This window comes from Streptomyces sp. CT34, assembly GCF_000805335.1.
Lineage (GTDB): Bacteria > Actinomycetota > Actinomycetes > Streptomycetales > Streptomycetaceae > Streptomyces.
In genome coordinates this window covers 5665528-5685348 of sequence record NZ_KN708638.1, presented here as the reverse complement: position 1 = coordinate 5685348, position 19821 = coordinate 5665528, and the positions used below count along the sequence as shown (strand labels likewise).

The following is a 19821-nucleotide window of genomic DNA, read 5'->3' as shown; positions in this document are numbered from 1 at the left end:
GCGGGCGGCACGCCTCGGCGATGTTCTCGGTGCCCACCACGTTGGTGTGCACATACGCGCCGGGCGAGTCGTAGCTGTAGGGGATGCCGATCAGCGCGGCCAGGTGGAAGACCGTGTCGCAGCCCGCGACGGCGTCCATCACCCGGCCCGCGTCCCGGACGTCGCCGGCGATCATCTCGACCGGGCTGCCGGGCGCCAGGTAACGGGCCAGATTGCCCTTCTCGGCGTACGGCTTGTAGTGGACGAGGGCGCGCACCTCGGCGCCCGCCTCGACCAGCAGATCGACCAGCGTCGAGCCGATGAACCCCTCGGCCCCGGTGACCAGGACCCGGCGGCCGGCCCACGGCCGCGCGCTGCTGCCTCCGTTGGTGGAGGTCGTGGTGCTGCTGGTGGTGGTGGTCATGCGGACTCCTTGAGGTTCAGGGGGTGGGGGTATCGGGCGGTGTGGCCGTCGTGGGTGGGTCCGTCGTGGGCCGCGTGGTGCGGACGGCCGGCCAGCGCCAGGGCCTTGGCGGCCAGCAGGTCGGCGGCGCGCGCATGGGTGCCGGGGTCGGCCGCCGCGCCCATCGCGGCGAGCCGGCCGGGGTCGTCGAGAAGCGGGCCGACCAGTTCGTCCAGCCGCTCCGCGGAGGTCTCCGCGTCGGCCAGCAGCAGCGCCGCCCCGGCGTCCGAGAGCACCCGCGCGTTGTGCGTCTGGTGGTCGCCGGGCGCGTGCGGATACGGGACCAGGACGGCGGGCATCCCGATGGTGGCCAGTTCCGCGACGGTCGCCGAACCGGCCCGGCAGACCACCAGGTCGGCCGCCGCGTACGCCAGATCCATCCGGTCCAGGTACGGCACCGCCTCGGCGACCGCGGCCCCGCCGTTCGCCGCGAGCCGCGCCCGGGTCTCCTCCAGCGCCGCCGGACCGGTCTTGATCAGCAGCCGCAGATCCGCCCGCGCCCGGTGGCGGGCCGCGAGGCCCACGGCGGCCTCGGTGAGCCGGGCGGCGCCCAGGCTGCCGCCGTTGACCAACAGCAGCCGGGCGCCCTCGGGGATGCCCAGCGCCTGCCGGGCGGCCGGCCGCAGCGCCGCCCGGTCCAGCCCGGCCAGCGGCCCGACCAGCGGCATCCCCACCGTCTCCGCCCGCTCGCCACCGGCCAGATGGGGCCGGCTGCGGTCGAAGGCGAGGGCGAGATGCGGGGTGAGCCGGGCGGCGAACCGGTTGGCCCGGCCCGGCACCGCGTTGGATTCGTGGATCAGGCTCGGCAGCCCGGCCATCCGGGCCCCGACGATCACCGGGGCGCTGGGGTAGCCGCCCATGCCGACCGCGACCTGGGCGCCCTGCTCCTTGAGGATGGCCCGGCACTGGGCGCCGGACTTCAGCAGCGCGGCCGGCAGCAGAAAGCGCCGGGCGCCCAGCGCCGGGTCGAAGGGGATCATGTCGACGGTGTGCAGCCGGTATCCGGCGTCCGGGATGAGCCGCGTCTCCAGGCCGCGTTCGGTGCCGACGAAGGAGATCACCGCGTCGGGCACGGCCCGGCGCAGCGCGTCGGCGAGGGCGAGTCCGGGATAGATATGGCCGCCGGTGCCGCCCGCACCGATCACGACCGAGAGTGGTGTGCGCATGGCCGCCACGCTCGCCCGCGGCCCTAAGAAGGTTCTAAGACGGGTTTTTGGCAGCCTGTGTCCATGCCCACTCCGCCACCGCCCGGATCCGCGCCCACCGCGTCCGGGAACGCCGCGTCCCCGTCCGCCGCCCCCAAGATCCTGGTCGTCGACGACGAACCGGAGGTCCGCGCCGCCGTGTCGGACGGCCTCGCCGTCGAGGGCTACGCGGTACGCGGCGCCGCCGACGGCCTGGCCGCGCTCTCCGAGGTCGCCGCCTGGCAGCCCGACGCCATCGTCCTCGACGTGATGATGCCGGTGCTGGACGGCCTGGCGGTCTGCCGCCGGCTGCGCGCCCTGGACGACCGCACCCCGATCCTCGTGCTGACCGCCCGGGACTCGGTCAGCGACCGGGTCGACGGCCTCGACGCGGGCGCCGACGACTACCTGGTCAAGCCCTTCGCCCTGGACGAGCTGATCGCCCGCATCCGGGCCCTGCTGCGCCGGGCCGCGGCCCCCGCCGCCGACGACACCCGGCTCGGCTACGCCGATCTGGTCGTCGACCCCGCCACCCGCACCGGCCACCGCGGCGGCCGGCCGCTGGAGTTCAGCCGCACCGAGTACGCCCTGCTGGAACTCCTCCTGCTGCACCCCGGCCAGGTGCTGCCGCGCGAGATGATCCTGGAGCGCGTCTGGGGCCGCGACTTCGGCCCGGACTCCAACTCCCTGGCCGTGTACGTCGGTTATCTGCGCCGGAAGCTGGAGGCGGGCGGCGAGCCCCGCCTGGTGCACACCGTGCACGGGGTCGGCTACCGCCTGGACCGGGCGGAGGGCGCATGACCGGCCGCCGCCGGCTGGGCGGGCGCTGGGTCCGACGACGGCCGCTGCGCACCCGCCTGGCGCTGGCCGCGTCCGCGGCGGTGGCGCTGGTCGCGGTGGGTGTCTGCGCCGCCGCGTTCCTCGTCACCCGCCACCAGATGAACCGCCAGCTCAACCTCAGCCTGGGGCAGACGGCCACCCAGCAGCTCCAGCGCACCCGCGACTGGGGCCCGATCGCGGGCGACGCCTCCTGCCGGTACCCGGCCGCCGCCTGCGTCCAGATCGTCCCCGCCGACCCCCGCAAGGACGCCCACGGCCCGTACGCCCTGCCGGTCACGGCCACCACCCGCGAGGTGGCCGCCGGGCGGCACCCCGCCTACTACACCGACCTCAGCGTCGCCGGGCATCCCGTCCGGATGTTCACCCAGCACCTCCCGCACCGGGACCTGGCGCTCCAGGTGGCGCTCCGCTCCGACACCGTCGAGCGCGGCGTGCGCCAGGCCGCCTGGGCACTGTCCGTGGTCGGCGGCGCGGGCGTCCTGCTGGCCGCCGCCCTGGGCTACTGGGTCTCGCGTACGGGCCTGGCCCCGGTCGCCCGGCTCACCGCCACCGCGGAGCGCATCGCCGCCACCCGCGACGCCCGCCACCGCATCGAGCTGCCGGACGGCCCGGACACCCACCAGGACGAGATCACCCGGCTCGCCACCAGCTTCAACACCATGCTCGGCGAACTGGAGGAGTCGGTCACCGCCCGGCGCCGGCTGGTCGCCGACGCCTCCCACGAGCTGCGCACCCCGCTGACCGCGCTCCGCACCAACGCCGAACTGCTCGCCCGCGCCGAGCGCCTGACGGTCGCCCAGCGGGACCGGGCCGCCGCCGCGCTCGGCCGCCAGCTGCGCGAGGTCACCACCCTCGTCAACGACCTCATCGAGCTCGCCCGCGACGAGGAGCCCCGGCCCCTGGTCGAACAGGTCCGCCCCGCCGCCCTCCTGGAGCACGCGGTCTCAGCGGCCCGCGAGCACTGGCCGGAGATCACCTTCACCTGCCGCGTCGCCCCCGCGGCGGCCGGGACGGCCCTCCCGGGCGTCCCGCCGCGACTGACCCGGCTGCTGTCCAACCTGCTCGACAACGCCGCCAAGTTCTCCCCGCCCGGCGGCCCCGTGGAGGCCGAACTCACCGCCGTACCGGGCGCGTTGGAGCTGACGGTCCGCGACCACGGCCCCGGCATCGCGCCCGAGGACCTGCCGCATGTCTTCGACCGCTTCTACCGCGCCCAGGCCGCCCGCGCCCTCCCCGGCTCGGGCCTCGGCCTGGCGATGGCCCGCCAGATCGCCCGCGCGCACGGCGCCGAGCTGACCGCCGAGCGGGCACCGGGCGGCGGGGCGCTCTTCCGGCTGCGGATGCCGTCGGGGTGACGGGGGCGGCGCGGCGCCGGACATGCCCGCACCACCGGCGGCCCACCGCCGTCACGGCGGGGCCATCCCGCGGGGCCACTTCGGTTAAGGGACGGCCGCCCCGGTCCGGCACGGCCGCCGTGCCGGACCGGGGCGCCGGACTCCCCTCAGAATCCGGCCGGTTCGGTGTACACCCCCCACTCGTCGCGCAGCGCCCCGCAGATCTCGCCGAGCGTCGCCTCGGCCCGTACGGCCTCCAGCATCGGCTCGATCATGTTCGCCCCGCCGCGCGCGGCGGTCAGCATCGACTCCAGCGCCGCCGCCACCCGCCCGTCGTCCCGGGCCGCCTTGCGCTCCGCCAGCACCCGCACCTGCTCGCGCTCGACCTCGTGGCTGACCCGCAGGATCTCCAGGTCACCGGTGACCGAGCCGTGGTGGCAGTTGACGCCGACGACCTTCTTGTCGCCCTTCTCCAGGGCCTGTTGGTACCGGAACGCGGACTCGGCGATCTCGCCCGTGAACCAGCCGTCCTCGATGCCCCGCAGAATGCCGGAGGTCATCGGCCCGATCGGGTGCTGCCCCTCCGGCACGGCGCGCGCCCCGCGCTCCTTTATCTGCGCGAAGATCTTCTCCGCGTCCGCCTCGATGCGGTCGGTCAGCGCCTCGACGAACCACGAACCGCCCAGCGGGTCGGCGACATTGGCGACCCCGGTCTCCTCCATCAGCACCTGCTGCGTACGGAGCGCGATCTCCGCGGCCTGCTCGCTGGGCAGCGCCAGCGTCTCGTCCAGGGCGTTGGTGTGCAGCGAGTTGGTGCCGCCGAGCACCGCGGCCAGGGCCTCCACGGCGGTCCGCACGACGTTGTTGTACGGCTGCTGGGCGGTCAGCGACACGCCCGCGGTCTGGGTGTGGAACCGCAGCCACTGGGCCTTCTCGCTCGTGGCGCCGTAGACGTCCCGCATCCAGCGGGCCCATATCCGGCGCGCGGCGCGGAACTTGGCGATCTCCTCGAAGAAGTCCAGATGGGCGTCGAAGAAGAAGGACAGGCCGGGCGCGAACCGGTCGACGTCCAGGCCGCGGGAGAGGCCCAGTTCGACGTACCCGAAGCCGTCGGCCAGGGTGTACGCCAGCTCCTGGGCGGCCGTCGCGCCGGCCTCCCGGATGTGGTAACCGGAGACGGACAGCGGCTTGTAGGCGGGGATGCCGTGCGCGCAGTGCTCCATCAGATCACCGATCAGCCGCAGATGCGGCTCCGGCTGGAACAGCCACTCCTTCTGCGCGATGTACTCCTTGAAGATGTCCGTCTGGAGCGTGCCGTTCAGCACCGCGGGGTCGACGCCCTGCCGCTCGGCGGCGACCAGATACATGCAGAAGACCGGCACCGCGGGCCCGCTGATCGTCATGGACGTCGTGACGTCACCCAGCGGGATGTCCTGGAACAGGATCTCCATGTCGGCCGCCGAGTCGATGGCCACGCCGCAGTGGCCGACCTCGCCGAGCGAGCGCGGGTCGTCGGAGTCCCGTCCCATCAGGGTCGGCATGTCGAACGCGACGGAGAGGCCGCCGCCGCCGGCGTCGAGGATCATCTTGTACCGCTCGTTCGTCTGCTCGGCGTTGCCGAAGCCGGCGAACTGGCGGATGGTCCAGGTGCGACCGCGGTAGCCGGTCGCATACAGGCCGCGCGTGAAGGGGTACTCGCCCGGCCACCCGATCCGCTCGAACCCCTCGACCGGATCGCCGGGCCGCGGCCCGTACACCGGCTCGACGGGGTCGCCCGAGAGCGTGCTGAAGTCCGCGTCGCGCTTCCGGGCGGAGTCGTACCGGGCCTGCCAGCGGCGGCGGCCCTCTTCGATCGCGTCAGCGTTCATACCCCCGAATTTACTAGGACGTCCTAGTACCTGTCGATGGCTGGCGCCCCGGATTCGGGATCGGGGACGGTCCCCTAGGGGTCGCGCGGGCCCCGGACCGAGCCCTGCCCCCGGCCTGAACAGCACAAACGCGCCCCTCCGGGAACGGGAGAGGCGCGTGGGGCAGCCGCACAGCGGATCCCGGCGGACCCGGGCGGATCCGGCGGCCGGGACCGGAGTCACCGGCCGCACCGGCTCCGGCCCGGCGAGCGGGCCGGCTCCGCGAGCGGGGCCGGTGGGCCGCACGGCCGGGCATCCGCCGACCGGGGCGGGCTCTGAGGCGTCAGGCCTTGACCATCTCCGGCGCGGTGTTCGCCAGCAGCGGCTCGACCTCGCGGACGACCTTGCGCTCGACGAAGAACGCGGCGGTGGGGATCGTGCCGGAGACCAGCACCCACAGCAGCTTCGCGAACGGCCAGCGCGCCTTGGAACCCAGGTCGAAGGCGAAGATCAGGTAGACGATGTAGAGCACGCCGTGGATCTGGGCGACGACGAGGGTCAGGTCCTTGCCCATCCCGAAGCCGTACTTGAAAACCATGCAGGCGCAGAGCACCAGCAGCATCACAGCGGTGATGTAGGCCATCGCCCGGTATCGGGTCAGGACGGATCGCTTCATGCCCCTGAGCGTAACGACCCGTTCCGGGGCGATCTTCGCCGCCCCCCCGGTCGGAAAAGCCGCAGACGGCACCCGTCACGGCCGCCGACCGACGGCCCGTGCGCACCGGTCGGAAGCCGCCGGCGCGCGCCCGTTCACTCCTCGGAGAAGTCCGCCGCCGCCACCCGCAGCGGGCGCAGCATCGCGAAGATCTCCGCGCACTCCTCGGCGTCGTACACGCCGAGCCCGAAGTCCATCGCCATCAGGTCGCGGGTGGCCGCGTCGCACACCTCGCGCCCCTTGTCCGTGATGGACGCCAGGGTGCCCCGCCCGTCGTTGGGGTTCGGGCGCTTGGCGACCAGGCCGGACTTCACCAGCCGGTCAACGGTGTTGGTGACCGAGGTGGGGTGCACCATCAGCCGCTCGCCGATCTTCGACATCGGCAGCTCGCCCGCCTTGGAGAAGGTCAGCAGCACCAGCGCCTCGTAGCGCGCGAAGGTCAGCCCGTACGGTTTGACCACCGCGTCGACCTCGGAGAGCAGGATCTGCTGGGCCCGCATGATGGACGTGATCGCGGCCATCGAGGGGACGGAGCCCCAGCGCTGCCGCCACAGTTCGTCGGCGCGCGCGATGGGGTCGAAAGCAAGGCTGAGCGGCTTCGGCACGTCTCCGACCCTACCCGGCGGTCACATGCTGGGCAGCCCTGTCTCAGTCTCCGGTCTCACGGACTGGGCCCCGGCCTCATGGGGTGGGCCCCGGCCGCCACGGCCCCGGGCCGCCCTCGCGTACGCCGCACCTCGGCGATCACCGCCAGGACGCACACCCCGCCCACCACCCCGGCCGCCGGCATGACCACCGGGAGCGGGGCGTGGTCGGCGGCCACCCCGGCCAGCCCCATCGCCAGCCCCATGACCGTCATCCGGCCCGCCTGCATCACCGTCATCGCCTGCCCCAGCAACGCGTCGGGGACCGCGGCGGCGAACCACCGGTCGACGCCGAAGTTGTACGAGATGGAGGTCCCGGTCAGCACCAGCAGGAGCACGGCCCAGCCGAGCGACGGCCGGGCCGCGAACCCCAGCGAGGGCAGCACCGCGAACACGCCCATGGGGAAGGTCAGTCGGGCGCGCGCCCGCGGCCCGAGGAAGGCCCCGGCCAGGGTTTCGGCGGCCACCGCCCCGATGGGCATGCTGCACATCAGCAGCCCCGCTCCGGCCGACCCGGCGCCCAGCAGGTCCCCGTACGGCACGAGCAGCGCCTCGGGGACGACCACGACCGCCGGCGGCACCCAGCCGAGCAGCAGCAGCGCCCGCGTCCGGCGGTCGGCGAGCAGCCGCCGGGTGCCCGCCAGCGAGGCGCCCAGCAGCGCGCCGCGGGCCCGCCCTCCCGTCACCCGACCTCCACCCCCGGAAGACGGCGCTCCGCGCCGACGCGCCCCCCGCGCCGGGCGGGCGGCGGTACCGAGCCGCAGCAGCAGGGCGGAGCAGGTGAAGGTGCCGGCGGTGATGCCGAGCACCGCGCCCGGGGGGACGGCGGTCAGCAGCAGCCCGCCGGCGGCGAAACCGGCCAGCTGGGCGCCCTGGTTGACGATCCGGATCAGCGAGCGCCCCAGGACGAACGGATCGCCCTCGCCGAGGATTTCGCCGAGCGTCCCGGCGCGGGTCCCGGCGAAGACCGGCGCGATGGCCGCGATCACCCAGCGCAGTGCGAGCAGCACCGCCACCGGGACGCCGGGCAGCACCATGGCCGCCGCCGCCAGCGCGCACAGCGCGTCGCACAGGACCAGCACCCGCCGGGCCGGACAGCGGTCGGCGACCGCCGACAGCAGGGTGCCGCCGAGGACGTACGGCAGCAGTCCCAGTGCGAAGGTCAGGGCGCTGAGCAGCGGTGAGCCGGTGAGCCGGAAGACCAGGACGGAGAGCGCGATCTCGCAGACGACCACGCCCAGGGAGGACAGCAGGTGCGCGGCGAAGACGCAGCGGAACTCCGGGACGGCGAAGACCGCGCGGTAGCCCCGGCGGGCCGGGCCGCTGCGGGCCGCGTCCCGGTCGGGGGCCGCCGACGGGCAGGCGGGAGCGGGGCCCGGCTGTGCGGGCCCGGAGGGGGACGGCATGGCGTCAGCGTGCCGGGGCCGGCGGGCGCGCCGTAGTGTTTCGGCTCCAGCCGAATCCTGGGGAGGGGAGGGCCCGGCCGTGCCGCTGGACCTGCATTTCGGGGCGGACGACCTGCTGCGCATCCGGTTCGCGATCTCGCCGCTGTGCGAGACCCATGAGGCGCTGCGGACCCTGCGGCGGGCCGACCGGCACGGTTATCACCTGCCGTGGCTGCGGCGGATGCGGGAGCGGGTGGCCGGGCTGGACCTGTCGCCGGTCTGGCTGTTCATGCCGTCCCGGCGGCCCGGGTACACCCCCGATTTCCTGGGCCGGCCGCCGGACGTCCCGCTGGCGGACTTCGCGGCGGAGCTGGCCCGGCTGCGGACCACCGAACCGACGCTGGCGCGCGCCGAGATGGCCAAGTCGCTGGCCTGTATGCCCGGGGCCGCGGAATCGGCGCGCGGCCGGGCGGCGCTGGCCGATCCGGAGCGGGCCATCCAGGAGCTGGCGGATGCCACCGAGCGGGCCTGGCACGCCCTGCTGGCCCCGGACTGGCCCCGGCTGCGGGCGCTGCTGGACGCCGAAATCGCCTACCGGTCACGGCAGTTGGCGGACGGCGGGCTGCGCCGGCTGTTCGCCGATCTGCATCCGCGGCTGTCCTGGTCGGACGGCACGCTCACGGTCCGCACCCGCACGGACCTCGCGCAGATGCAGGACCTGGACGGGCGCGGGGTGTTGCTGTTGCCGAGCGTCTTCGTGTGGCCGGATGTGGTGAGCGGCTTCGATCCGCCGTGGCAGCCCACCGTGATCTATCCGGCGCGCGGAATCGGCGGGCTGTGGCAAGGCCCGGCGGCCGACCCGGCGCTGGCGCGGCTGCTGGGCGCCAACCGGGCCGCGGTACTGGCCGCGCTGGACGCGCCGGCGACGACCTCGGCGCTGGCGCACCGGCTCGGGCTGGCCGCGTCGTCCGTCTCGGCGCATCTGTCCGTACTGCGCGAGGCCGGCCTGCTGACCTCGCGCCGGCACGGCCACCAGGTGCTCTACGAGCGGACGCCGCTGGGCCTCGCGCTGTTCCGCTGCGCCTAGGCTTCTCTGGCTTCCCACGTTGTCGGCCCGTCCGCTGCGCTTTGCCGCGCCCGACGTTGTCGGCCGTCCCGCCGCAGGGGTTTGTCGCCGTTGCGCCTGCGGCGGGCTGGGTCCGCTGCGCGGGGCTTTCGGGTGCGGTGGCGGCCCTCCGGGGGTGGTGTGCCGGACTGCTTCGCTTTACGTCCGGCACACCACCCCCTCCGGCCCGCCCCCTCCCGCGGAGGGGTGGAAAAAACCGGTGGGTGGGAGCTGGGCGTGGGTGGTCCCGTAACGGTCGCCTCCTGGCAGTGGGCCACCCCTCAACTCACCACCTGCGCTGACCCACTCACCCGGACCACCGGCTACCTGGTTTCCCACTCACAACGGGAGGGGGCGGGCCGGAGGGGCAGGGTGTCCGGACGTAAAGCGAAGCAGTCCGGACACCCTGCCCCGCAGGCCCGCCACCGCACCCAACAGCCCCGCGCAGCGGCACCGCCCGCCGCAGGCGCCACGGCGGGAAAGCCAACAACGTCGGGCGAGGCAAAGCGCAGCGGAACGTCAGGAGGATCGGTCCCCGGCCAGATGCCGTTCGACGGTCTCGACCTTCGAGGTCAGCCCGTCGGTCACGCCCGGCCGGATGTCGGCCTTCAGGACCAGCGAGACGCGCCCGGAGCGCGCCTCGACGGCGGCGACGGCGCGCTTGACGACGTCCATGACCTCGTCCCACTCGCCCTCGACGGAGGTGAACATGGCGTCCGTGCGGTTGGGCAGCCCGGACTCGCGGACGACCCGAACGGCGTCGGCGACGTACTCGCCGACGTCCTCACCGACGCCCAGCGGGCTCACGGAGAACGCGACGATCATGCGTTCACGACCCCTTCCTTACGGGCGCGGGCGGCGATCACGCCGGCCACCTCCTCGCGCTTGAGCACCTTGTCCGCGTACAGGCCGCCGAACGGCACGATGGCCAGGAGGAGGAAGAAGGCGGCGCGCTTCCAGGGCCACTTGGTGCGGTTCCAGGCGTCCAGCAGCAGCACCACGACGATGGTGAACAGGATGCCGTGCAGCATCCCGAGCGGGAACACCAGCGCGTCGTAGTGGAGGAACAGCTTGAATCCGGTGCCGAATATCAGCAGCGCCGGGAAGGAGAGCGCCTCCGGAATGGATGCCAGGCGCAGTCGGTGCAGGGCGGCGGCGGTCTTGATGTCCACGGGAACCTCGTTCGGGCGGAGGGGGAGGCAAGCACGGATGCTTGTGCAAGAGTTCACAAGCATCCGCCCCATTGTTACAGCCGCCCCGGTGATCACCGCGCCCGGGTCGGGGCCCGGACTCAGGGAGGGGTCAGGGGGACGTCAGGGGAAGGTCCGGGACGACAGCCCTGCCCCGCGGCCCCGGGCGGAGACCGTCGGGGCAATGGCTGACTTTCGGCTCCGGGGGAGCACGGTGCCCGCCGTCGACATGACGGGCGATGCCGTCAGGGCGAGGAGCCGTGCGATGGTCGCCCACTACGGGCAGTACGGGCAGATCGACTTCCACGGCGTGGGACACGGCCGCTCGGACCGCCTCGTCGCCGGCGGCGGTTTCGCTTCGCCGCCGCACGCCGCAGACCGGGTCGTCGCCGAGGGCCACGGAAAGATGCTGCTCACCGGGCGGTCCTTCGGCGTGAACTCCCGCGACCTGGATGAGGGCAACCTCACTCTTCGCGCCGGCAATGTGCTCGCCTTTCAGCCATCTCCGCCGCCGAAGCAGTCGATCACCCCCGGCTTCCGCACCCTCACCGGCACCGGGAAGTTCGCCGCCGCCTCCGACGGCCGCGTGGTCGTCACCGAGCCACCGCTCCGCATTGCTCCCCCGGCCCTGGTTGGCCGGGCCGGCCGCCCCTCCCCCTGCCCTCGCCGCGACCACCGGTACCTGCGGGGATTCCCGGGTGGGCGACGCGCGCGCACCGGTTCCGGCGGCACCTCGGGCGAGGAGCACCGGTACGAGTGCACCGGCACCGAGATCGTCCCGCTCCGGCCGGCCGAACAGATCCTGCCGGAGCCGGCGACCGGCACGCCGGAGGAGGGCCGCATACCGGGCGGCGCCGGCCACGCTGCGCAAAGTGGCTCACAACTGCCGCAGCTTCCCGGCGACATCGGGGGGCTCCAGCGCCGCTTCGGGCTGTGAACGGTAGTCTGCGGACGGTGACCTCGAACGTCTGACCAACACCCGGTCCCGGCCGGCCGATGTCTGTCACACCACAGCCATGATTAATTCATTATTCAACTTTCACGGGTAGAATTCATCCATGACGACCGACAGCGACACCCCCTGGCTGACCGACCAGGAGCAGCGTGCCTGGCGCACCCATCTGGACGTCAGCAGGCTGCTGATGCACCAACTGGAGCGCGATCTGCAGCCGTTCGGCCTGACCAACAACGACTACGAGATCCTGGTCAACCTCTCCGAGGCCGAGGACCGCCGGCTGCGGATGAGCGACCTGGCCGCCAGCACCCTGCAGTCCAAGAGCCGCCTCTCGCACCAGATCACGCGCATGGAGAACGCCGGCCTGGTGCGCCGCGAGAGCTGCGAGTCGGACCGCCGCGGCCTCTACGCCGTCCTCACGGACGAGGGCTGGGACACCATGCGCCGGGTCGCCCCGCACCATGTCACCTCGGTCCGCAGGCACTTCATCGACCTCTTCGCCCCCGAAGACCTCGAAGCCCTCCGCGTCTCCCTGACCCCCGTCGCCGAACACCTCCGCGAGCGGCGCGGCGCGCTGTAGCGCGGGTGGGTCCGGTGGGGCGGCGCCCGGGAAGCGCCGGCCCCACCGGGCCGCGACCGCACCGCGCAGCGGGCCGCCGGGTCCCAGGTCACTCCCCCGACGTCAGGCCCGCCACCAGCTCGTCCGCCGCCCGGTACGGGTCCGTCTCGCCGGCCACGATGCGCTCGGCCAGCGCGTCCACGTGGCGGTCGCCCGACAGGTCCCCGATCCGCGACCGCAGCGCGGTGACCGCGATCGTCTCGACCTCGCGGGCCGCCCGCGACAGCCGCCGCTGCGCGAGGACGCCGTGCTCCTCCATCCAGGCCCGGTGCTTCTCCAGCGCCTCGACGACCTCGTCGACGCCCTCCCCGCGCGCCGCCACCGTCTTCACGATCGGGGGCCGCCAGTCGCCGGGCGCCCGCGCCTCGCCCAGCCCCAGCATGTGGTTGAGCTCCCGCGCGGTGGCGTCCGCGCCGTCCCGGTCGGCCTTGTTGACCACGTAGACGTCGCCGATCTCCAGGATGCCCGCCTTCGCGGCCTGGATCCCGTCGCCCATCCCGGGCGCCAGCAGCACCACACTGGTGTCGGCCTGCGAGGCGATCTCCACCTCCGACTGCCCGACACCGACCGTCTCGACCAGCACCACGTCGCAGCCGGCCGCGTCCAGCACCCGGATCGCCTGCGGCGCCGCCCACGCCAGCCCGCCCAGATGGCCGCGGGTGGCCATCGAGCGGATGTAGACGCCGGGGTCCGAGGCGTGCTCGCTCATCCGCACCCGGTCGCCGAGCAGCGCGCCCCCGGAGAACGGCGACGACGGGTCGACGGCGAGCACGCCGACCCGTTTTCCCGCCTTGCGGTACGCGGTCACCAGCGCTGACGTGGTGGTGGACTTCCCGACGCCGGGCGAGCCGGTCAGCCCGACCACGTACGCGCCACCGGTCAGCGGCGCCAGCGCCGCCATCACCTCGCGCAGCTCCGGCGCCGCCCCCTCGACGAGGGAGATCAGCCGGGCCACCGCCCTCGGCCGGCCCTGCCGGGCCGCTTCCACCAGCTGGGGGACGTCCACCATCGCCGCTCGGCTCCTTCGGCTCACTCGTCCGCGTCCGGCCCGCCCGTACGCGCTCGCTTCCTCACCCGGTACGCCGGTACGCGAAGGCCGGCTCCCGTACCCGGTACACGAGCACTCCTTCCCGTACCCGCTGCGCGCGGACCGCCTACTTGCCCGGCACCCGGATGATCAGCGCATCGCCCTGGCCGCCGCCGCCGCACAGCGCCGCCGCGCCCACCCCGCCGCCGCGCCGCCGCAGCTCCAGCGCGAGGTGCAGCACGATACGGGCGCCGGACATGCCGATCGGGTGCCCGAGCGCGATCGCACCACCGTTGACATTCACCTTTTCCGGGGAAACCCCCAGATCCTTCATTGACTGCACGGCGACCGCCGCGAACGCCTCGTTGATCTCGATCAGGTCAAGATCTTCGACGGTCAGGCCCTCCTTGCCGAGGGCGTGGTTGATCGCATTGGACGGCTGCGACTGGAGGGAGTTGTCGGGGCCGGCGACATTGCCGTGCGCGCCGATCTCGGCGATCCACTCCAGGCCCAGCGCCTCGGCCCTGGCCTTGCTCATGACGACCACCGCGGCTGCGCCGTCGGAGATCTGCGAGGAGGTGCCCGCGGTGATCGTGCCGTCCTTGGCGAAGGCCGGCCGCAGCTTGCCGAGCGACTCCGCCGTGGTCTCGCCGCGGATGCCCTCGTCCTTGCTGAAGATGACCGGGTCGCCCTTGCGCTGCGGGATCTCCACCGGGGTGATCTCGGCCTCGAACAGGCCGTTCTTCTGCGCGGCTGCGGCCCGCTGGTGGGAGGCCGCGGCGATCTCGTCCTGCTCGGTGCGGCCGATGCCGAGGCGGGTGTTGTGCTTCTCGGTCGACTCGCCCATCGCGATGTTCTCGAAGGCGTCCGTGAGGCCGTCGTGGGCCATCGCGTCGAGCATCTCCACCGCGCCGTACTTGAAGCCCTCGCGGGACTTCGGCAGCAGGTGCGGGGCGTTGGTCATGGACTCCTGGCCGCCGGCGACGACGACGTCGAACTCGCCGGCGCGGATGAGCTGGTCGGCCAGCGCGATGGCGTCGAGGCCGGAGAGACAGACCTTGTTGACGGTCAGCGCTGGGACGTTCATCGGGATGCCGGCCTTGACCGCGGCCTGGCGCGCCGGGATCTGCCCCGCCCCGGCCTGGAGCACCTGGCCCATGATCACGTACTGCACCTGGTCGCCGCCGATGCCGGCCCGGTCCAGCGCCGCCTTGATGGCCACGCCGCCGAGGTCGGCTCCGGAGAAGGTCCGCAGGGACCCCAGGAGCCGTCCCATGGGGGTGCGCGCTCCGGCCACGATCACTGAGGTGGTGCCGTTGTTTGCAGACATACGGTGCGGCCTTCCTTCGGAGGGAAGTTAACGAGGGTTCCCGTCAATGTACTGAGGGGTAGCCGCCGGGTCACCGGCAAGCAGGTGTGATCGCGCGCACGTTGCGTAACCAGCCGTGCGGGCGGTGCACTGGAGCCATGCTGACGCGAATCGACCACATCGGGATCGCCTGTTTCGACCTCGACAAGACCGTCGAGTTCTACCGTGCCACGTATGGCTTCGAGGTGTTCCACTCCGAGGTCAACGAGGAGCAGGGCGTGCGGGAGGCCATGCTCAAAATCAACGGGACGTCGGACGGCGGGGCGTCCTACCTCCAGCTCCTGGAACCCACCAGCGAGGACTCCGCGGTCGGCAAGTGGCTGGCCAAGAACGGCGAGGGCGTGCACCACATCGCCTTCGGCACGGCCGATGTCGACGGGGACTCCGAGGACATCCGGAGCAAGGGCGTCCGGGTCCTCTACGACGAGCCCAGGACCGGTTCGATGGGCTCGCGGATCACCTTCCTGCACCCCAAGGACTGCCACGGCGTGCTCACCGAACTCGTCACCGCGGCGCCGCCCGCCGCGACTGACCACTGACCTTCGCCTTCCCCGGCCGGTAGAGTGCAGCTTCGGCCGGGGTACGGGAATGGGGCTCGGTCCATACTCTGCCGATGATCTGACACCATTTCTTCGGAAGGGTCAGCTCCGACGGGTGCGAGTCGGGTACGACGTGACGTGTACGGGACGCGCATCGCAAGGACCGGGGCCGGCCGCCACCATGACCAGGGGACGGATGGGACCGCGCAGTGCGGGGCAACGAACGCCAGGAGCGTAAGTGGGCTGAGGCCGACCACCTCTCGCAGTTCGAAGCCGAGATGGAGCGGCTGAAGACCGAGCGGGACAAGGCCGTCCAGCACGCCGACGACCTCGGCTACCAGGTCGAGGTGCTGCGGGCCAAGCTCCATGAGGCGCGCCGCAATCTCGCGACCCGCCCTGCTTACGACAACCTCAGCCACCAGGCCGAACAGCTGCTGCGCAACGCGCAGATCCAGGCCGACCAGCTGCGTTCGGACGCCGAGCGGGAGCTGCGCGAGGCACGGGCGCAGACCCAGCGGCTGCTCCAGGAGCAGGCCGAGCGGCAGGCGCGGCTGGAGGCCGAGCTGCACGCCGAGGCGGTCAGCCGCCGGCAGCGGCTGGACGAGGAGCTCAATGAGCGCCGCCAGACCGTCGAATCGCACGTCAACGAGAACGTGGCCTGGGCCGAGCAACTGCGCGCCCGCACGGAGTCGCAGGCCCGCCGGCTGATGGAGGAGTCCCGGGCGGAGGCCGAGCAGGCGCTGGCGTCCGCGCGCGCCGAGGCGCAGCGGCTGGCCGAGCGGGCCCGCGAGCGGCTGGGCACCGAGGCCGAGGAGGCGCGGGCCGAAGCCGAATCCATCCTGCGCCGGGCGCGCACGGACGCCGAGCGGCTGCTGAACGCCGCCTCCAGTCAGGCCCAGGAGGCCACCGACCAGGCCGAGCAGCTGCGTACCGCGGCCGGCAGCGAGTCCGAGGAGGCCCGCCGGCAGGCCGCGGAGCTGACCCGTACCGCCGAGGCCAAGGTCAAGGAGGCGGACACCGCGCTGCGCGAGGCGCGCGCCGAGGCGGAGAAGCTGGTCGAGGAGGCGCAGCAGTCCGCCGCCAAGCGGCTGTCGGCCTCCGAGTCGGAGAACGAGCAGCGCACCCGTACGGCCAAGGCGGAGGTCGCCCGGCTGGTGGCGGAGGCCACCAAGGAGGCCGAGGCGCTCAAGGCGGAGGCCGAGCAACTGCGGGAGGACGCGCGGACGGAGTCCGAGCGGCTGCTCGCGGAGGCGCAGGAGTCCGCCCGCTCCAAGGTGGCGGAGGACTCCGCGGCGCAGCTGGCGAAGGCGGCGCGGACCGCCGAGGAGGTGCTGACCAAGGCGTCGGAGGACGCCAAGGCCACCACGAAGGCCGCCGCCGAGGAGGCCGAACGGCTGCGCAGGGAGGCCGAGTCCGAGGCGGACCGGCTGCGCGAGGAGGCGCACGACACCGCGGCGCAGCTCAAGGGCGCGGCGAAGGACGACACCAAGGAGTACCGCGCCAAGACCGTCGAACTCCAGGAGGAGGCACGGCGGCTGCGCGGCGAGGCGGAGCAGCTGCGGGCGGACGCGGTCGCCGAGGGCGAGCGGATCCGCAGTGAGGCGCGCCGGGAGGCCGTCCAGCAGATCGAGGAGGCGGCCGGGACCGCCGAGGAGCTGCTGGCCAAGGCCAAGTCCGATGCCGAGGAGACCCGTTCGGGCGCGGTCGCGGAGAGCGAGCGGGTGCGGACCGAGGCCATCGAGCGGGCCTCGGGGCTGCGCAAGCAGGCCGAGGAAGCGCTGGAGCGGGCCCGTGCGGAGGCCGAACAGCTGCTGCTGGAGGGCACCCAGGCCGCCGAGGAGCTGACGTCCGAGGCCGAGAAGAGCGCCGCGGCGCTGCGCGCGGAGGCCGAGGAGGCCACCGAGGAGCGGCGGGCCGAGGCGCAGGCCGAACTGGACCGGCTGCGCGGCGAGGCGGAGGAGCAGGTCGCCGCCGCCGAGGAGGCGCTGCGCGAGGCCCGCGCGGAGGCCGAGCAGCTGCGCCGGGAGACGCAGGAGGAGGCGGCCCGGCTCAAGGCGGAGGCCGCGGAGCGCCGGCGGTCGCTGGCGCAGCAGGCCGAGGAGGAGGCCGAGCGGCTGCGCGCGGAGGCCGCCGAGGACGCCTCGGCGGCGCGTTCCGAGGCCGAGGCGGTGTCCGTACGGCTGCGCGGCGAGGCGTCCACCGAGGCGGAGCGGCTCAAGGCGGAGGCGCAGGAGACCGCGGACCGGGTGCGCGCGGAGGCGGCGGCTGCCGCGGAGCGCACCGGCACGGAGGCGGCGCAGGCGCTCGCCGAGGCCCAGGAGGAGGCCGCGCGGCGCCGCCGGGAGGCCGAGCAGCTGCTGGGCGAGGCCCGCGAGGAGGCCCACCAGGAGCGCACCGCGGCGCGGGAGCAGAGCGAGGAGCTGCTGGCGTCGGCCCGTACGCGGGTGAGCGAGGCGCAGACGGAGGCCGAGCGGCTGGTCGAGGAGGCGGACCGGCGGGCCGGCGAACTGGTGGCCGCGGCCGAGCAGACCGCGCAGCAGGTGCGCGACGCGGTCGCGGGGCTGCACGACCAGGCCAACGAGGAGATCGCCGGGCTGCGTTCGGCGGCCGAGCACGCCGCCGAGCGGACCCGGACCGAGGCACAGGAGGAGGCCGACCGGGTCCGCGCGGACGCCTACGCCGAGCGCGAGCGCGCGTCGGAGGACGCGGCGCGGGTGCGGCGGGAGGCGCAGGAGTCGACGGAGGCCGCCAAGTCCCTTGCGGAGCGGACGGTTTCGGAGGCCATCGAGGAGGCCGAGCGGCTGCGGACGGAGGCCGCGGACGTCCTGGACGAGGCCCGCCGCGACGCCAACACCACCCGCACCGAAGCCGCCGAACAGGCCGACCAACTCGTCACAGAAGCCACCGCCGAGGCGGAAAAGCAGGTCGCGGACGCCACCGCGCGGGCCGAGGAGCTGCGGACCGAGGCCGCGGACGTCCTGGACGAGGCCCGCCGCGACGCCAACACCACCCGCACCGAAGCCGCCGAACAGGCCGACCAACTCGTCACCGAGGCCACCGCACAGGCCGACAAGCTGGTCGCGGACGCCACCGCGAAGGCGCAGCAGCTGCGTACCGACGCGTCGGACGCGCTGGCGTCGGCGGAGCAGGACGCGGCGCGGACCCGGGCCGAGGCGCGGGACGACGCGAACCGGATGCGGTCGGAGGCCGCCGAGCAGTCCGACCGGCTGATCGCCGAGGCCCGTACGGAGGCCGAACGGATCGTCACCGAGGCCACCGAGCTGACATCTTCGGCACAGGACGACGCGGACCGCGCGGTCCGGGAGGGCCAGGAGGTCGCCGACCTGCTGCGCGCGGAGGGCGAGCAGCAGGCCCAGGCGATGGTCGCGGAGGCCACCGAGGAGGCCGAGCGGCTGCGCGCCGAGGCCGCCGAGGCGCTGGAGAGCGCCCGTACGGACGCGGAGCGCACCGGCGACGAGGCGCGCAAGGCGGCCAACAAGACGCGTGCGGACGCCGCGACGCAGGCCGACGAGCTGGTGGCGGAGGCCGCCGGCGAGGCCGAGCGGCTGCGTTCGGAGGCGGCGGAGCGGACCGCGGAGGCCGAGCGGGAGGCGGACCGCGCCCGGGCGGACGCCCGCGAGCAGGCGGACCGGATGATCGCCACGGCCACCGCGGAGGCGGACCGGCTGCGCGCCGAGGCGGCCGAGACGGTCACCGCCGCGCAGGAGCACGCCACCCGCACCCGCAGCGAGTCCGCGAAGGTCCGGGAGGACGCCGAGGCGGCTGCCGAGCGCACCAGGGCCGAGGCGCAGAAGGAGGCCGACGGGCTGCTGGACGAGGCCCGCAAGGACGCGGCCAAGCGCCGCGGCGACGCCGCCGAGCAGGCCGACCAGCTCATCGTCAAGGCCCGGGAGGAGGCGCTGAAGACGGCCACCGGCGCCGAGGAGCAGGCCGACACGATGGTCGGGGCGGCCCGCAAGGAGGCCGAGCGGATCGTCCGGGAGGCGACGAACGACGGCAACGCGCGGGTGGAGAAGGCCCGTACGGACGCCGACACGCTGCTGAGCGAGGCGCGCGGGGACGCCACCGCCATAAGGGAGCGCGCCGAGGAGCTGCGGGTGCGTATCGAGTCCGAGGTCGAGGAGCTGCACGAGCGGGCCCGCCGGGAGTCGGCGGAGACGATGAAGAACGCCGGCGAGCGGGTCGACAAGCTCATCGCGCAGGCCACCGCGCAGCAGGTGGCGGCCGAGGAGAAGGCCGACCGGCTGATGTCCGACGCGAACAGCGAGGCGAGCAAGGTCCGGATCCAGGCCGTCAAGAAGGCCGAGGGCCTCATCAAGGAAGCCGAGAACAAGAAGGCCGAGGCGGTGCGCGACGCGGAGCGGATGCGGGCGGAGGCCGAGCAGGAGGCCGCCCGGATCGTGGCGGAGGGCAAGCACGAGCTGGAGGTCCTGGTGCGCCGCCGCGAGGACATCAACGCCGAAATCTCCCGGGTTCAGGACGTTCTGGAGGCGCTGGAGTCGTTCGAGACCCCCGCGGGGGGCGCGGACGGCAAGGGTGGGGGTGTGAAAGCTGCTGCGGGAGCGGGCGCAACTCGTTCGAGTGGCAAGCAGTCTGAGGGGTAGC

General features: G+C 73.9%; 17 protein-coding genes. 7 read left to right on the top strand and 10 right to left on the bottom strand.

Translation table 11 applies throughout. From position 1 onward, the window contains the following. Positions 1 to 403: NAD-dependent epimerase/dehydratase family protein (locus RZ84_RS41700; protein ID WP_241777850.1), on the bottom strand; the 403-nt coding region annotated here is incomplete at its 3' end. Next, a complete protein-coding gene (locus tag RZ84_RS24945; protein WP_241777849.1) occupies positions 400 to 1608 on the bottom strand; it encodes a UDP-N-acetylglucosamine--N-acetylmuramyl-(pentapeptide) pyrophosphoryl-undecaprenol N-acetylglucosamine transferase in 1209 nt (402 codons plus the stop codon). The genes RZ84_RS41700 and RZ84_RS24945, both read right to left, overlap by 4 nt. A gap of 63 nt (positions 1609 to 1671) precedes the next feature. On the opposite strand from RZ84_RS24945, the gene RZ84_RS24940 reads away from it, so the two are divergent. Both RZ84_RS24940 and RZ84_RS24935 read left to right on the top strand, forming a co-directional pair. Then, on the top strand, positions 1672 to 2427 hold the full coding sequence (locus tag RZ84_RS24940) for a response regulator transcription factor (RefSeq protein WP_241777848.1): 756 nt from the start codon (positions 1672 to 1674) through the stop codon (positions 2425 to 2427). Continuing rightward, a complete protein-coding gene (locus RZ84_RS24935; RefSeq protein ID WP_043266167.1) occupies positions 2424 to 3821 on the top strand; it encodes a sensor histidine kinase in 1398 nt (465 codons plus the stop codon). The genes RZ84_RS24940 and RZ84_RS24935 overlap by 4 nt, the downstream gene beginning before the upstream one ends. 146 nt (positions 3822 to 3967) lie before the next feature. Here the strand turns inward: RZ84_RS24935 and RZ84_RS24930 are convergent, their stop codons facing one another. The 4 genes from RZ84_RS24930 to RZ84_RS24915 all read right to left on the bottom strand — a co-directional run bounded on the left by RZ84_RS24930 (position 3968) and on the right by RZ84_RS24915 (position 8412). Further along, the gene (locus tag RZ84_RS24930) at positions 3968 to 5668 is read right to left on the bottom strand and encodes an acyl-CoA mutase large subunit family protein (protein ID WP_043266166.1); all 1701 of its coding nucleotides are present in this window, start codon (positions 5666 to 5668) and stop codon (positions 3968 to 3970) included. Positions 5669 to 5990: 322 nt separating this feature from the next. Further along, entirely contained in the window at positions 5991 to 6323 is a 333-nt protein-coding gene (locus RZ84_RS24925) for a DUF3817 domain-containing protein (protein WP_043266165.1), read from the bottom strand. Between the two features lie 134 nt (positions 6324 to 6457). After that, on the bottom strand, positions 6458 to 6967 hold the full coding sequence (locus RZ84_RS24920; protein WP_043266164.1) for a MarR family winged helix-turn-helix transcriptional regulator: 510 nt from the start codon (positions 6965 to 6967) through the stop codon (positions 6458 to 6460). Positions 6968 to 7023: 56 nt separating this feature from the next. Then, the gene (locus tag RZ84_RS24915; RefSeq protein WP_043266163.1) at positions 7024 to 8412 is read right to left on the bottom strand and encodes an MFS transporter; all 1389 of its coding nucleotides are present in this window, start codon (positions 8410 to 8412) and stop codon (positions 7024 to 7026) included. A 79-nt stretch (positions 8413 to 8491) separates the two neighbouring features. Here RZ84_RS24915 and RZ84_RS24910 point away from each other — a divergent pair, with 79 nt between their 5' ends. Next, positions 8492 to 9478 carry an ArsR/SmtB family transcription factor gene (locus RZ84_RS24910; RefSeq protein WP_043266162.1) on the top strand — a complete coding sequence of 329 codons (987 nt, stop codon included), beginning with the start codon at positions 8492 to 8494 and terminating at the stop codon, positions 9476 to 9478. Between the two features lie 537 nt (positions 9479 to 10015). Here RZ84_RS24910 and RZ84_RS24905 read toward each other — a convergent pair. Both RZ84_RS24905 and RZ84_RS24900 read right to left on the bottom strand, forming a co-directional pair. After that, the gene (locus tag RZ84_RS24905; protein ID WP_043266161.1) at positions 10016 to 10321 is read right to left on the bottom strand and encodes an MTH1187 family thiamine-binding protein; all 306 of its coding nucleotides are present in this window, start codon (positions 10319 to 10321) and stop codon (positions 10016 to 10018) included. Then, positions 10318 to 10668 (bottom strand): DUF3817 domain-containing protein, encoded by a 351-nt coding sequence (locus RZ84_RS24900; protein ID WP_043266160.1) that lies wholly within the window; start codon positions 10666 to 10668, stop codon positions 10318 to 10320. Before RZ84_RS24900 ends, RZ84_RS24905 begins: the two co-directional genes overlap by 4 nt. Before the next feature lie 247 nt (positions 10669 to 10915). Here RZ84_RS24900 and RZ84_RS24895 point away from each other — a divergent pair, with 247 nt between their 5' ends. Together RZ84_RS24895 and RZ84_RS24890 are read left to right on the top strand one after the other, a co-directional pair. Then, positions 10916 to 11623, top strand: a complete 708-nt coding sequence (locus RZ84_RS24895) for an AIM24 family protein (protein ID WP_241778092.1) — start codon at positions 10916 to 10918, stop codon at positions 11621 to 11623. 121 nt (positions 11624 to 11744) lie between these two features. Further along, entirely contained in the window at positions 11745 to 12221 is a 477-nt protein-coding gene (locus RZ84_RS24890; protein WP_043266158.1) for a MarR family winged helix-turn-helix transcriptional regulator, read from the top strand. A gap of 88 nt (positions 12222 to 12309) precedes the next feature. Here RZ84_RS24890 and meaB read toward each other — a convergent pair whose 3' ends face one another. Together meaB and RZ84_RS24880 are read right to left on the bottom strand one after the other, a co-directional pair. After that, on the bottom strand, positions 12310 to 13269 hold the full coding sequence (meaB, locus tag RZ84_RS24885; protein ID WP_043266157.1) for a methylmalonyl Co-A mutase-associated GTPase MeaB: 960 nt from the start codon (positions 13267 to 13269) through the stop codon (positions 12310 to 12312). A gap of 145 nt (positions 13270 to 13414) precedes the next feature. Further along, on the bottom strand, positions 13415 to 14590 hold the full coding sequence (locus RZ84_RS24880; protein WP_043270764.1) for an acetyl-CoA C-acetyltransferase: 1176 nt from the start codon (positions 14588 to 14590) through the stop codon (positions 13415 to 13417). A gap of 164 nt (positions 14591 to 14754) precedes the next feature. Between RZ84_RS24880 and mce the strand changes: the two genes are divergently transcribed. Beyond that, positions 14755 to 15195: a methylmalonyl-CoA epimerase gene (mce, locus tag RZ84_RS24875; protein WP_043266156.1), complete on the top strand. Its 441-nt coding sequence runs from the start codon at positions 14755 to 14757 to the stop codon at positions 15193 to 15195. A 209-nt stretch (positions 15196 to 15404) separates the two neighbouring features. Further along, complete coding sequence (gene scy / locus RZ84_RS24870; protein WP_043266155.1) at positions 15405 to 19820, top strand: polarized growth protein Scy; 4416 nt, start codon at positions 15405 to 15407, stop codon at positions 19818 to 19820. Position 19821 lies beyond the last annotated feature (1 nt).